13 protein-coding genes are annotated in these 13,478 nt (G+C 70.0%); 2 read left to right on the forward strand and 11 right to left on the reverse strand.

What is annotated here, in order from left to right:
• Window positions 1–2 precede the first annotated feature (2 nt).
• The 8 genes from CRP56_RS42800 to CRP56_RS42835 form a co-directional block, all read right to left on the reverse strand.
• Window positions 3–1,613: an FAD-binding oxidoreductase gene (locus tag CRP56_RS42800; RefSeq protein WP_257041834.1), complete on the reverse strand. Its 1,611-nt coding sequence runs from the start codon at window positions 1,611–1,613 to the stop codon at window positions 3–5.
• On the reverse strand, window positions 1,610–2,359 hold the full coding sequence (locus CRP56_RS42805) for an ABC transporter ATP-binding protein (RefSeq protein WP_097273494.1): 750 nt from the start codon (window positions 2,357–2,359) through the stop codon (window positions 1,610–1,612). Before CRP56_RS42805 ends, CRP56_RS42800 begins: the two co-directional genes overlap by 4 nt.
• Window positions 2,356–3,072, reverse strand: a complete 717-nt coding sequence (locus CRP56_RS42810; RefSeq protein WP_097273495.1) for an ABC transporter ATP-binding protein — start codon at window positions 3,070–3,072, stop codon at window positions 2,356–2,358. Before CRP56_RS42810 ends, CRP56_RS42805 begins: the two co-directional genes overlap by 4 nt.
• Window positions 3,069–4,139 carry a branched-chain amino acid ABC transporter permease gene (locus CRP56_RS42815; RefSeq protein ID WP_097273496.1) on the reverse strand — a complete coding sequence of 357 codons (1,071 nt, stop codon included), beginning with the start codon at window positions 4,137–4,139 and terminating at the stop codon, window positions 3,069–3,071. The genes CRP56_RS42810 and CRP56_RS42815 overlap by 4 nt, the downstream gene beginning before the upstream one ends.
• A 3-nt stretch (window positions 4,140–4,142) precedes the next feature.
• Window positions 4,143–5,012: a branched-chain amino acid ABC transporter permease gene (locus CRP56_RS42820; RefSeq protein WP_093629418.1), complete on the reverse strand. Its 870-nt coding sequence runs from the start codon at window positions 5,010–5,012 to the stop codon at window positions 4,143–4,145.
• A gap of 33 nt (window positions 5,013–5,045) precedes the next feature.
• A complete protein-coding gene (locus CRP56_RS42825) occupies window positions 5,046–6,344 on the reverse strand; it encodes an ABC transporter substrate-binding protein (RefSeq protein WP_143664995.1) in 1,299 nt (432 codons plus the stop codon).
• Window positions 6,345–6,450: 106 nt separating this feature from the next.
• On the reverse strand, window positions 6,451–8,061 hold the full coding sequence (locus CRP56_RS42830; RefSeq protein ID WP_257041844.1) for an FAD-binding oxidoreductase: 1,611 nt from the start codon (window positions 8,059–8,061) through the stop codon (window positions 6,451–6,453).
• Window positions 8,062–8,141: 80 nt separating this feature from the next.
• A complete protein-coding gene (locus tag CRP56_RS42835; RefSeq protein ID WP_030944704.1) occupies window positions 8,142–8,765 on the reverse strand; it encodes a hypothetical protein in 624 nt (207 codons plus the stop codon).
• Between the two features lie 108 nt (window positions 8,766–8,873).
• Between CRP56_RS42835 and CRP56_RS42840 the strand changes: the two genes are divergently transcribed.
• Window positions 8,874–9,629, forward strand: a complete 756-nt coding sequence (locus CRP56_RS42840; protein ID WP_097273501.1) for an SDR family oxidoreductase — start codon at window positions 8,874–8,876, stop codon at window positions 9,627–9,629.
• Window positions 9,630–9,709: 80 nt separating this feature from the next.
• Complete coding sequence (locus CRP56_RS42845; RefSeq protein ID WP_097273502.1) at window positions 9,710–10,279, forward strand: MarR family winged helix-turn-helix transcriptional regulator; 570 nt, start codon at window positions 9,710–9,712, stop codon at window positions 10,277–10,279.
• A gap of 266 nt (window positions 10,280–10,545) precedes the next feature.
• On the opposite strand, the gene CRP56_RS42850 is transcribed toward CRP56_RS42845, so the two are convergent.
• Genes CRP56_RS42850 through CRP56_RS42860 form a run of 3 tightly spaced genes read right to left on the reverse strand, consistent with a single transcriptional unit; the run spans window position 10,546 to window position 13,231 of the window.
• Complete coding sequence (locus CRP56_RS42850; protein WP_179851270.1) at window positions 10,546–11,508, reverse strand: oxygenase MpaB family protein; 963 nt, start codon at window positions 11,506–11,508, stop codon at window positions 10,546–10,548.
• A gap of 47 nt (window positions 11,509–11,555) precedes the next feature.
• The gene (locus CRP56_RS42855) at window positions 11,556–13,028 is read right to left on the reverse strand and encodes an aldehyde dehydrogenase family protein (RefSeq protein ID WP_257041850.1); all 1,473 of its coding nucleotides are present in this window, start codon (window positions 13,026–13,028) and stop codon (window positions 11,556–11,558) included.
• Window positions 13,025–13,231, reverse strand: coding sequence for a hypothetical protein (locus tag CRP56_RS42860; protein ID WP_097273506.1), 207 nt, complete (start codon window positions 13,229–13,231; stop codon window positions 13,025–13,027). Before CRP56_RS42860 ends, CRP56_RS42855 begins: the two co-directional genes overlap by 4 nt.
• Between the last annotated feature and the right edge of the window lie 247 nt (window positions 13,232–13,478).

Raw genomic sequence — 13,478 nt, forward strand, 5'->3', positions numbered from 1 at the left:
GCTCAGCGCAGCGCCCGCGCCCTGATCCCCTGCTTGCCGGGCGAGAAGATGCCCTGCGGGTCGAGGCAGTCCTTGACGGCTTCGTTGAAGCGTCGCTGGGCGTGGCCGCCGAAGTCGAAGGTGTCGGCGACGGCGTCCATGTGGCGCAGGTGCGTGCGGTAGACGCCGTAGCCGCGGCGGGCGCCTTCCGGGATGAGCCGGCCGATCACGTCGTACGCGTGCCGGGTCTGCGCCGCGTCGGCCGTGTTGAACCACAACGAGGTGATGTTGACGAAGGCGCGCGGGGTGAGCATCAGAGAGGTGGCGTAGTCGAGGCCTTCGGCCGCGAGGGCGGAGCGCAGCCAGCGGCTCTGCTCCAGCGCCTCCTCACCGGTGAGCGGGGCGACGGGGGAGTAGTCGAGGTGGCCGCCCACGCCGTGTTCGTCCCAGCTCAGGTTGTCCAGTAGGTCGAGCGTGGGGATGCCGGCCTGGGTGGTGTCGGACTGGTGCCGGATGCGTGGCAGGGCGGCGGCCGGCCTGTCCGGGACCGGTTCGGCGGGCGCTGTGAGCCGGTCGACGGCGGTGGCGCCGTCGTATGCGCGAGCGGTGAGGCGGGCGCCGGGGATGGCCTCGAAGGCGCGGCGGCAGATCTCGTACTGCTGCTCCACGATTTCCGCGTGGCCGTACAGGGCGAAGCGCATGTACCAGCGGCCCGTGTCCGTCTCGCGGGCTATACGGTCGATGGCCTCCTCCGGAAGCGCGCCCTCTCCCCGGTACCAGTACTCGCGGGGGACACCGCTGAGCGCGCCGCCGACGAGCATCGTGTTGTACGCGATGGGGTAGTTGGGGATGGTGCGGTCCAGGAGTAGCGGGCGGACGGTGTCGACGAGGGCGACGATGTCCTCCTCGCGCTCGACCCGCACGTCGCAGGACATGTACACCTCGGGCTGCGGTACGAGCCAGCAGCCCATCTTGGTGACGATGCCGTAGTTGGACTGCATGAACATCCCGTCGGCCGACGGACCGAAGCCGGGCTTGCGGACGGGCCAGGACGTGTTGCCCTTCATGGCGCCCATGCCGGTACGCAGCAGGGTGCCGTCGGCGAGGACGACCTCCATGCCGCTCTGGCGGCCGGGGTGGTCGCCGAGCGGGGTGAAGCCGACGCCGTGGTCGAGGCAGTTGCCGATGACGCTGCCCCAGCCGAGGTCGGGGATGGAGGGCCACAGGGCGAGGTCGCGCCGCCGGATCTCCTCGAAGAGGTCGAAGAAGCGCACACCGGGCTCGACCACGCAGTACGCGAGGTCTTCGTCCAGTTCCAGGATGCGGTTCATGCGACGCAGGCTGACCGAGACCGAGCCGGTGGTGGCCGGGGCCGGACCGCCGTATCCGTTGTTGCGGCCCTGGGAGAACGTCCACAGCGGCAGGCTGTGTTCGCCGGCGATCCGGACGACGGCCTGGACCTCCTCGACGGTGGCGGGCGAGACGACCGCGGAGGGGATGTGCTCCTGCCAGGAGGCGTGGGCGTAGGGATCGCGGTACGGCAGCAGGTCCTCGGGGCGGTGCAGGACGTGCTCGGGGCCGAGGGCGGCGGAGAGAGCGGCCAGAGCGTCGGCGGAGAGGGGAGGTCGGGTCATGACGGGGAGTCCTCGGCGTTCGTGCGCAGCAGGTACGCGGCGCTCAGCTTGTCGGGGTTGTCCTTGAGGTCCTGTGCCGTGCCGCTGAAGCGGATGCGGCCGCCTTCCAGGATGTGGGCGGTGGTGGCCAGGGCGAGGGCGACGTGTGCGAACTGCTCGATGAGCAGGACGGCCGTTCCGGCGGCGGCGACGTCGGCCAGGACCGGCATCAGACGCTTGACCACGACCGGCGCCAGGCCCAGCGACAGCTCGTCCACGACCAGCGCGGACGGTCGGGAGGCGAGTGCCTGGGCCAGGACGACCATCTGCTGCTGCCCGCCGGACAGGGCACGGGCGGGGGTGTGCCAGCGCTGCCTCAGCTCGGGGAAGAGCTCCAGCGTGTACTCGACTCCGGTCCGGCGGGCCTCGCGGCCGAGGGAGTAGACCGCGGCGTGCAGGTTGTCACGGACGGTCAGGCTGGGCAGCAGCCGCCGTCCTTCGGGTACGACTGCCACCCCGGCCGCCCGCACCTTCTCGGGTCGGCGTCCCGTCAGCTCGTGTTCGCCGAGCAGGAGGCGCCCGCCGGTGGGGCGCAGGATGCCGCCGAGCGCGAGGACCAGGGTGGACTTGCCCGCGCCGTTGGGGCCGAGGAGAGCGGTGACCTCTCCGGCGGGGATGTCGAGACGTACGTCGTGCAGCACGGTGCGGGTGCCGCGTGCGACACGGAGCTCTTCGACGTGCAGCCCGGGCGCGGTGGTGACGGTCATGCGACCTCCTCGGTACCGAGGTAGGCCCGCACGACATGCTCGTCGCGCAGGACCTCCTGGGTGGGACCGGCGGCGATGAGCCGGCCGAAGTCGAGCACGGCGGTGACGTCGCAGCAGGCAGACACCAGGCTCATGTCGTGGTCGACCAGTACGGTCATGGCGTCCAGCTCCGCCGGGATGCGGCGGATCACGGCACCGATCCGGCCCGTCTCCTCGTCCGGCAGCCCCGCGGCGGGCTCGTCGAGCAGGACCACGCGGGGGCGGCCGACGACCGCACGGGCGAGCTCGACCAGCCGTCGTTCCCCCGCGCCCAGGGCGGCGACCGGGCCCGTGGGGCTGACGGAAAGGCCGACGAAGTCCAGGGCGGTGAGCACGTCGCGGTGGCGGTCGCGGCGGTGGCCACCGGTGTGCTCGTGGACCATGGCCACGTTGTCGTACACCGACAGTTGCTCGATCGCCTGCTCGGTCTGGAAGGTGCGGCGCAGCCCCCAGCGGGCTCGGCGGTGGCCCGGCAGGGCCAGCAGGTCGTCACCGAATGCCAGGACGCGACCGGTCGCCGGGGTGACGAAGCCGCTGAGTACGTTGAAGAAGGTGGTCTTGCCGGCGCCGTTGGGGCCGATCAGGCCGCAGGCGCCGCCGGGCAGCGTCAGATCCATGGCCTGGATGGGGGTGACGCCGCCGAAGCGTACGGTCAGCTCCCTGATCTCGATCATGACGTGGTCCTCCGCATCCGGACCCGGGCGCCCAGCCGGGCCAGGTCCCGGCTCATCTGGCCGGCGATTCCCTCCGGCGAGGCGACCAGCGTTTGCACGAGGCCGACCCCGAAGACGATCAGCAGGACGTTGCCGCTGACCCCCCAGGTGTCGAGCAGGGCGGGCATCGCCTTCAGCATCAGCCCGGTCACGACGGCTCCGGCGAAGTGGTACATGCCCGCCATCAGCAGGGCGGCCAGCAGAGTGATCGACTCCTGTGGGGGGAACTGGTAGACCGTCAGCCCGCCCGCGCTGGCCGCCAGCAGGGCCCCGGCCACACCGGTCATGAAGCACGCCAGGGCGAAGGCCCACAGCTTGTACAGGGTGACGTTGATCCCGGCGGCCACCGCCGCGTGCTCACTCTGTCGGATCGCCGCCCAGGCCCTGCCCGGCCTGCCCCGGGTATGGGCGATGGCCAGCAGGAACATCAGGGCACAGACCACGACCGTGTAGCGGAAGTACGCGGTGTCGCCGGCGGCGACGGCGGGCCGGGTCAGCGGCACGGTGCCGGATTTCACGGGGTCGTAGCCGAGGAAGCCGGGTCCGCCGTTGGGGAAGTTGGTGTTGGTCAGCACGATGGTGACCGCAGCGGCCAGCATGAGGGTGATCAGGGCCAGGTACAGGCCGGACAGCCGCAGGGCGGGGAGCCCGATGACGATTCCGATCAGTCCGGTCACCACACCGGTGGCCAGCAGTACCAGCCAGAACGGCAACGCACCGGTCTGGCCCAGCCGTTCCGCGGTCCAGCCGCCGACTGCGAGCATCGCGATCTGGCCCAGTGAGATCAGCCCGACCCGCCCGTACAGCACGCTCAGACCCAGGGCCGCGACCGAGAACACCGCCGCGGCGGTGAGAACCTGGATCCAGTACGGGCTGGTGAACAGCGGCAGCATGAGCGCGGCCGCCGCCACAGCGGCCGGCCAGGCCGCCGCCGACAGGGGCTGCCGCAGCCTGTGCCCGATGGCCGCCGTCGGGTGCCGCGCATGGTCCGGTGCGGTGGTGCGGTGCGCGTCTTCGAGGACGTTCATTCGTCAGACCCTTGTCTGTGACGGGCGGCGGACGGCCATGACCAGCACGACCGCTATCGCCACCAGGAACGGCGTCATGGATCGGTAGGAGGACAGGCTCGCCACGGGAGTGAGCAGGGACTGGGCGACCCCGATGACGAGGCCGGCAGCCAGCGTGGTCCACAGCGACTCCAGCCGTCCGACGAGGGCGGCGGCCAGCCCGGAGATGATCAGGAACGTCAGACCGTTGATGTCGAGGCCGACCAGGTTGGACAGCACGATCCCCGCCACGCCGAAGACGACGCCGGAACCCAGCCAGGCGGCCGCCTCCACCCGGCGCACCGGTACGCCCAGCAGCGCGCTGCTCTCCCGGTCGTCGGCCAGCGCGCGCATCGCCGTGCCCAGCGCCGTGCGGTCCAGGAACACCGCGGTGACGGCGGTGAGCAGCAGGCCGAGCGCCAGGCTGATCAGCTGGGTGCCGTTGACGTGGACGGTGCCGAGGACGATGCCCCAGGCGGTCGTGGGCAGGGAGAGGGAGTAGGTCTGCGCGCCCCAGATCCAGGACATGGTGCCCAGCAGGCCGAGCGTCAGTCCGAGCGTGGCCGCGGCCTTGACCAGCGGTTCGCGCTGGGCGAGGCGGGGACCGAGGAGCAGGCCGTACAGCAGGGTGATCGCCGCCGACAGCGCCACGCCGAGTGCGGCCGCGGGCCAGACGGACAGGCCCGCGGTGGTGGCCAGGGAGCAGGCGGTGAAGGCACCGACGGCGCCGACCGCTCCGCCCGCCAGATAGAGCACTCCGGTGGTGCGGTACAGGACCACGATGCCGACGCCGGAGAGCGAGAACACACCACCGAGAGCCAGTCCGAGAACGAGGAAGGGCAGAAGGCTTGGCATGGGAGACGTCCGGTTCCGATCAGCCGCCGGCGGTCAGCCGAGACCGATCTGCTTCTCGTATGCGCGGATCTTGGCGAAGTTGTTGTTCGGGAGGGCGGGCATCTCGGAGCAGTCCTGGGTCTGCGTCCACTGACCGCTCTTCGGAGTGATGGTCCGGGTGGTGTTGTTGGCGGTGTGGAACGCCTGGGTGCCGAAGTACCAGGGCTTGCAGTACAGGTCGGACCGGTAGTCCTTGACACCCTTGAACGCCGCGCCCACGGTGGCGGTGGTGTAGTCGCCGGACTTGATGCTCAGCAGCGCCTGGACGGTGATCCGTGCGGCGGTGAAGCCGAGCTGGCCGAAGTTTCCGAGCTGGGTCTTCGGGGCGTACTTCTTGCGTAGCTGGAGATAGAGCTGGTTGTCCGGACCGGGCGAGCTGGCCAGGTTCATTTCGGCGTTGACGCCGAGCTTGCCGTCCCAGGCGCTGCCCAGTTGCTGGAGCATGGACTGGTCGTTGCAGCCCGCCGGGCAGCCCCATGTGGCCTGGTCGATCAGGCCCTGCTGCTCGATGGCCTTGAACACCTTCAGTGCCTCACCGGCGTTGAGGTTCACCACGACACCGCCGCCGGTGCCCGCGGCCTGGGCGGCCTTGAGCGCGAGCCCGTTGGCGTCGGCGACCGGGACGTTCTCCACCCAGGCGGTGACCGGGACGCCGGCCTTCTTGCCGAGCTCCTTGATGCTGGCGTTGATGGCGTTGGAGCCGGGTGTGTTGCTGGTGAAGATGACCAGCTTCTTGGCGCCCTTGTCGAGCAGGTACTGGGCGGTGGCCAGCGCGCTGTAACTGGCGCCGACGTTGATCGGCGCTATGGCGGGGGAGTTGAAGCAGTCGAGGGCCAGGCCCGCGTCGATGCCGTAGATGGCCTTCTTCTCGTAGGTCTTGGCGTTGACCGAGCAGTCCAGGACGCTGCTGCTGGCGGTGAAGCCGACGATCTTCTCGGTGTCGATCAGCTTGGTCGCCAGGGACGCGGTCAACTGCGGGTCGAGGGCGTCCTTTTCCACGACGAGTTTCACGGGGCGGCCGTTGATGCCGCCGTTGGCGTTGACGCAGGAGAAGTACGCGTTCGCCATGTCGGTGACGTCGGTGAAGCTCAGCCCGGGGGTGTCGGAGACGATGGCACCGAGCTTGATGGCCGGCCCGGTGGCCGTCTTGCCGTTGCCGAGGCCGCACTTGGAGGCCTTGGACGGCTTCGCGGAGGAGGCCGCGGCGGCGCCGGTGTCGGTGGAGGCGCAGCCGGTGGCCAGCAGGGCCAGGAGGGGTGCGCAGGCGGCGACGGTGAGCACACGGGCGCTCATGGATTTGTGCGGGCGATTGCCGTTGATCTTCACAATGGGCTCCGTTGCTCACAGTGGTCGGCTCGGGCAAAGGGGAAGGGAGACAGGGCGCGCGGGCGGAAGCGGGTCAGCGGCTGGGCGACACGTCGCGCAGGTGGCGCAGTGCGGAAGGCCAGACACCCTGCTTGCCGGGGGAGAGAATGCCGTGTGGGTCGAGCGCGTCCTTGAGCCGCTCGTTGAAGCGGCGCAGCGCGTGATCGCCGAAGTCGAAGGTGTCGGCGACGGCGTCCATGAAGTCGACGTGTGTGCGGTAGACGCCGTAGCCGACCCCGGCGAAGGCGCGGACCAGTTCGGGGTAGAGCCGGTAGGCGTCGCCGGTCTGCTTCTCGTCGCAGGGGTTGAAGTAGAGCTGGGCGACGTTGGTGACGTGCCGCTGGCCAAGGATCATGGCGGGGTCGTAGTCGAGCCCGCTGCCGCTCAGATGGTCGTCCAGCAGGGCGTGCACCCGTACGACGTCCTCCCCGCGCAGGGGTGAGACGGTGGAGAAGTCGAGATGGCCGCCTCCCTCGCCGCTGTACCAGGACAGTGCCCGCATCAGGTCCAGGCTGGGGATGCCCGCCTGGACCTGGGCGTTCTGATCGCGGGCGGTGTCGTGTACGGCGTGTCCGGCGAACTTCTCGCCGACGACGTGGATGCCGGGGATGACCGACAGTGCCTTTCTGATCCGGGCGAGGCGGGCGTCGACGATGCCCTCGGTGCCGTACAGCGCGAAGCGCATGTTCCAGCGGCCGAGGCCCATCTGCCGGGCGAGCCGGAGAACCGCCTCCTCGGGTACGGGGCCGGGACCGTCGTACACCTCGGCACGGGTGGGTGCGCCGTCCATGACGGAGGCGATGAAGAGCGGATGGCCGATGGCGGGGTGGTTCTGGATGGTGCGGTCCAGCAGGAGGGGGCGAAGTGCGTCGATGAGGACGGGCAGGTCCTCCTTGCGGGGCACTTGGACGCCGCCGGAGAGATAGCACTCCGGCTCGGGCATCAACCACACTCCCGCCCGGGTGACGATGGAGAGTCCGGACTGCTTGAACAGACCGTCGGCCGTGGGACCGAAGCCACGGGGGTAGGCGTGCCAGGCACGGTTGCCGGACATCGCGCCCATGCCGGTGCGCAGCAGACTCCCGTCGGGCAGGACGACCTCCAGGCCGCACAGCCGGGCGGCGTGGTCGCCGTCGACGGTGTAGCCGATCCCGTGGTCGAGGGCGTTGCCGATGACGCTGCCCCAGCCGAGGTCGGGGGCGGAGGACCAGACCTTGTGACCGCCGGCGCGCAGGTGGTCGTACAGGTCGAAGAAGCGCACACCGGGCTCGACGACCGCGTAGGCCAGTTCCTCGTTCACTTCGAGGACTCGGTTCATGCGGCGCAGGCTGACCTGCACTGATCCGGGGACGCGGGGGGCGGGTCCGCCGTAGGCGTTGTTGCGGCCCTGGGAGAAGGTCCACAGCGGGACGCGGTGCTCGCCGGCGATGCGGACGACCGCCTGGACCTCTTCGACGGTGGCCGGCATGACGACGGCGGCCGCGGTGTGGTCGCTCCAGCCCGGGTGGGAGAAGGGGTCCCGGTAGTCGTCGACGGTTTCGGGGGCGGTGAGGACCGCGTCCGTGCCGAGCGCCGCGACGAAGGCGTTGGCGGCGGCGTCGGGGAGCGGACGGGCGGTGGTGTTGGAGGGTGGTTGGAAAGGCACGTCGGGCCTCCCGTACATGCGGGCCGGCTCGGACCCGCGGATGCAGAAAAATACTGAGAGATCTAACCGATTTCTGGAAGCTACGCCGGGGTCACACCCACGTCAATAGGTGGGTCGAGCAACGGCGCCAGCAGGTCAGCGGCCTGCTGCGGCGTGACGACGTCCGCTGGATCCATGCGGTGGACCTCGCGTGAGGCGCGGTCGATGTAGACGTGTTCGCCGAGCAGCTTGACGGCCTCGTCATAGGGCCAGATGTTTGCCACTTTGTGGGTGACGAGGTAGTGGGCGTCGAGGTCGTCGACGTCCTCGCCCATCGCGGGCTTCATCAGCGCACCCGGGACGATCTGCCCCAGTAGTGACTCGATGGCCAGTCCCCAGTCCGCGACCGCGATGCGCTCGGTGAGCGGGACGAGCACGTTCAGTCCGGCTTCGGTCATCGTGCGGTAGAAGTCGGCGACGGCGTCATGGCCGTCGAAGACGGCGGTGTTGTCGCCTTCGGCGATGCGGTAGACGGGGTGGGGCACGGTCAGATCCGGGTCGAGGATCTCCGGCCACCGGCCGGACACCTCCAGCATGGCGTGGCGGCGGAAGTTGGTCAGGATCGCCCGTTGACGGGGATCGGTCGCGAGGCCGAGCTGGCGCTCTGCCTCGCGCGGGACGTTCAGGACGTCCAGTCGCGGCACGACGGCCGGAATGAGGCGCACGGTGCGCTCCTCTCACTCTGAAGCGGCCTCAACGTAGCAACCAATTAATTAGAGGTCTAGGTACTGCGCGGGTGTGAATTACTGAGACATCGAGCTAGTCTCGGAGGCATGGAGATCACTATGAAGGGCAAGGCCGGGCTGGTCACCGGCGCGGCAGGCGGCATCGGACGAGCCGCCGCCGTGGCCTTCGGGCGCGCCGGGGCAGCGGTCGTCGTCGCCGATCTGGGCAGCCGACGCGCCGCCGGACTGGAGACCGTGCGGCTGGTCGAGCAGGCCGGCGGGCGGGCACTGTTCGTCGCGTGCGACGTCACCGAGGCCGACGAGTGCACCGCACTCGCGGCGGCCGTGGCAGAGACGTACGGGCGGCTGGACTTCGCGCACAACAACGCGGGTATCGCCGTGCAGGGCAGCGTCACCGACACCGACGAGGCGGCCTTCGACCGTTGCCTCGCCGTGAACCTGAAAGGGGTCTGGCACGGTCTGCGGGCGCAGATCCCCCTCATGGCCGCGTCGGGTGGCGGTGCGATCGTCAACACCGCGTCGCTCGCCGGGCTCATCGGCCTTCCGCAGGGCGCCGCCTACTCCGCGAGCAAGCATGCCGTCATCGGTCTGACCAAGACCGCCGCCGTCGAGTGCGCGGACCGCAACATCCGGGTCAACGCGGTCTGCCCGGCGGCGGTCCGCACCGACATGACCGCCGCCCTGCCGCCCGAACTCCAGGCGCAGGCCGTAGCCCCCCAGGTGATCAAGCGGTTCGCCGAACCGGAGGAGATCGCCGATGCCGTGCTCTGGCTCTGCTCCGACGCGTGCTCCTTCGTGACGGGGACCGCTCTGCCTGTGGACGCCGGGGCCACCGCGTCGTAACCGGGCAGGATGTGCGGTGAGCCGGCGATATGCTGAGACCTCTCAGTAACTTCTCCTAATGGTGAGGACAGAGTCCCTTCATGCAGCCGAGCCAGTCCCAGCTCCCGATCCCCGGCGATCCGGCCGAGGCCGACGCCCAGGCCGCCGAGGCCGCACGATCCTTCGCGCCGGACGCGGACATCGACGCCATGCTCATGATCTTCGGACTGGTAAGAGCGGCTGAACGACTCCAGCAGGACTTCGAGGTCAGCGTCCAGCGCCCGGCCGGCCTCACCTGGGCGGGCTTTCGTGCCCTGTTCGCGGTCAAGACGGTCGGCGAACTGACCCCGCTGCAGCTCGCCCGGCTGACCAACGTCTCCCAGGCCAGCGTTTCGGCGGTGCTCAACACCCTGGAACGCAAGGGACTCATCCAGCGCAGCAGGTCGGACAAGGACGGCCGGTCCGTCACCATCCAGCTCACCGACTACGGACACGACGTGGTCGGTGAGCTCTTCGCACGCAACAACGCCCGCGAGGCCGAATGGGCCCGAGCCCTGACCGCCCGCGAGCGCGGCACCCTGATCCGGCTGCTGCAGAAGATCCGTCGGCATGAGGTCAGCACCATCACGGACGCCACCCGAGTGGTGAACGGTGACGTCGGCACGCCGTGAGCCTTCGCAACGAACCGGTGGGTGAGGCGGCGGGCCGCGCGGTGTCGGCTGACGGCGTCGCCGGCGCCTCGGTCGGAGCGACCCCGGCAGCACGGACCGCCGGGTAGAGGCCGGCCGCGGCCCCTCACAAGGGTCGAGGCGAGGCCGCCCGCGACCCGCCCGGCTGGGGACGGTAGCCGGCCGACGACCGCCGCGGGGTCGAGTTCGGGACCCGGTGCGGACGGGGCGAGGATCCCGACGACCGTGTACCGGTCCCCGCCGACAGGTCAGACGTCCGTACTCGTCGACCCGTCCGGCACGGGCCGTTGTTCCCTCATGCCGGACAGAGCGGCCTTCAGCCGGCCGCCCATCGGGGTCTCCGGGCGGGGCTCAGCGAACGCGGCGCGGATCGGCGCCACCTCGACCGGGTCGGGCGCCCACCGGACCTGGACGGTGATGAGCGTGCGCAGTGTCCGCCGCAGGGTCCGGACCACGAGCGGCCGCGGGCCCTTGAGCCCGTGGACGGCGAGCAGGTCCGGGGTGGCAAGGGACAGCACGAGGGCACGACCGAGCCCGTGCAACGGGCGGGGGAACCAGCGGTCGCAGAACTGCTGCAGCATCGCCTCGGCGACGACGTTGCTCTCCGGAGCGGTCGAGTAGTCGTTGCGCTCGAAGTCGGCGAGGAAGGCGAGCATCCCGTCGAAGTCCGCCGGCAACGGAACACCCTGGTCCGAACCGATACGGAACAGCCCGGCGATCTGCGACCAGTGCCGGTAGGCGGCCCGCTGCTCGTTGGCGCTGAAGCCGGGCAGACCGAGCCGCTGCATCACCCGGTGCGGCTCGGCGGCGAGGATGCAGATCGTGTACGTGTACTGGCGTACGTCCAGGATCGCGTCGGGGTACTTCCCCGCCCAGGCGTCGTGCTGCCGGTTGACCCGTTCGACGGACTCACGCACGGTCGGGTCGTGCGCACCCTCGCCGAGGTACCAGGTCCACACCGCGTGCATTGTGCCCTCTATACGACGCTGCTGGTGCAGGACGACCTTGCCCTTGCCGCCGCGGACGAGTGTGCGTGCGCCGCTGCCCGGCCCGACGAGCCGCAGGAAGCCCTGGCACACCGCCATGTTGAGGATCATCGGGCTGGTCCGGTAGGCGTTGCCGAGCTGCCAGATCCGGGCGTGGTCGACGTCCGGGTCGAGCGCCTCGATCTCGGCGTTGATCCACTTGCGCGGTTTCTCCCTGGTGGTCACGTGTCCTCCTCGGGTTCCTGAATCGGGTCTGGTGATGTCGTCACGCATCAGCGCTGGATCGCCTTGGTCTCCAGAAACTCCTCCAGCCCCTGGACGCCGCCCTCACGGCCCACGCCGGACTGCTTGTACCCGCCGAACGGCGCGCCCGGGTTGTACGCGCCCCCGTTCACCTCGATCTGACCTGCCCGCAGACGCCGGGCCACCCGCAGCGCTCGTTCCGGATCGGCCGACCAGACCCCGCCGGCCAGGCCGTACTCGGTGTCGTTGGCGATCCGGACGGCGTCGTCCTCATCCTGGTACGGCATGATCGACAGGACCGGGCCGAAGATCTCCTCGCGGGCGATCGTCATCTCCGGGGTGACGCCGGAGAACACGGTGGCCGGCACGTAGTACCCGCGGCCCGGGTCGGCAGGGTCGCGCCCGCTCTCCACCCCGCCGACGACCAGGGTTGCGCCCTCGTCAATGCCCTTCTGGATGTACGACCGGACTCGCTCCAGCTGGACCGAGCTGACCAGCGGCCCCAGCCGGGTCCCCGGGGCGGACGGATCGCCGTGCTGGTATTCGCCGGCCACCCGGGCGGCGATCTGCTCCGCCTCGGCCAGCCGGTCGACCGGCACCAGCATCCGGGTCAGCGCCGAGCAGGTCTGACCGGAATTGACGTAACACTTGGCCAGGCCGTCGGCTACCGCCCGCTCGAAGTCGGCATCGTCGAGCAGCACGTTGGCGGACTTCCCGCCGAGTTCCAGAGCGACCCGCTTGACCGTCTCGGCCGCCACCACCGCGACCCGCTTGCCGGCTCGGGTGGAGCCGGTGAACGACACCATGTCGACCCCCGGATGCGCCGCCAGCGTCTCGCCGACCACCGGGCCGAACCCGCTGAGCAGGTTGAAAACCCCGGCAGGCAGGCCGACGTCGTCGAAGATCGCGGCCATCGCATGACCCGCGAGCGGAGCCACCTCGGTCGGCTTGACGACCACCGTGCAGCCGGCCGCGAGCGCAGCCGCCACCTTCAGCACGATCTGGTGCAGCGGGAAGTTCCAGGGGGTGATGCAGCCGACCACACCGATCGGTTCCCGCACGATCAGGGAGTTGCCGACCTCGGGGCCGTCGAACGTGAAGCTCCGGGCCAGCCGGGCGAAGTTCGCCAGGTTGAAGGCAGGCAGACCGACCTGTATGGACGCGGCGGCCTGCAGCGGCATCCCCATGTCCCGGGAGATCAGCGCCGCGATCTCGTCGGTCCGGGCCACCAGCGCCTCGTGGGCTTTCTCCAGGTAGTCCGCCCGCTCGCCCGGGGGCCGGGCCGACCAGGCCGGCAGCGCCCGGCGCGCAGCGGCCACCGCGCGATCCACGTCCGCCGGTGTCCCGGCCGCGACCTGGGCGATCACTTCCTCGGTGGCCGGGTTCAGCACCTCGATCCGGTCGGTCCCGGCCGAGGCCACCCACTCACCGTCGATGTACAGGGACGTCCGGTCCAGCACCTGGCCGCCTGCGGGGGTGCCGGTGTAGGCCGGGGCGCTCAACGGTCGGCGTCCGTGTAGATCACCATGCCGCGAATGTTCTTGGCTTCTTTCATGTCCTGGCACCCCTCATTGATGTCTTCGAACCGGTACGTGGTGGTGATCAGCTCGTCGAGGTTCAACCGGCCGGCCTGGTAGAGCGAGAGCAGCGCGGGGGTCTCGACTCGCGGGTGGCTCTTGACCCCGGAGATTCCGTGCGTGAGCACGATGATCGGTAGGGCCCCTCGATCGTGGGAAACGGCGGGACGGAAGATCGTTGCTTCACACTCGCCATCACCGGACCTGAATCGCGCTTCAGTCCGGGGCCCTGACACACGAGTCACCTGACGCTCCCATCGCCGTTCGCCTTTGTCCGATCGCGGGGTCGGCGAGCGCACCGACGCACTCATGGTCGACCTGTGACAGGCGCCACTCAATGTTGTGGTGCACAGCATTGACCGAGAGAACAGTGCA

Origin of the sequence: Streptomyces sp. TLI_55 (genome assembly GCF_900206255.1) — a bacterium.
GTDB lineage: Bacteria > Actinomycetota > Actinomycetes > Streptomycetales > Streptomycetaceae > Streptomyces > Streptomyces aquilus.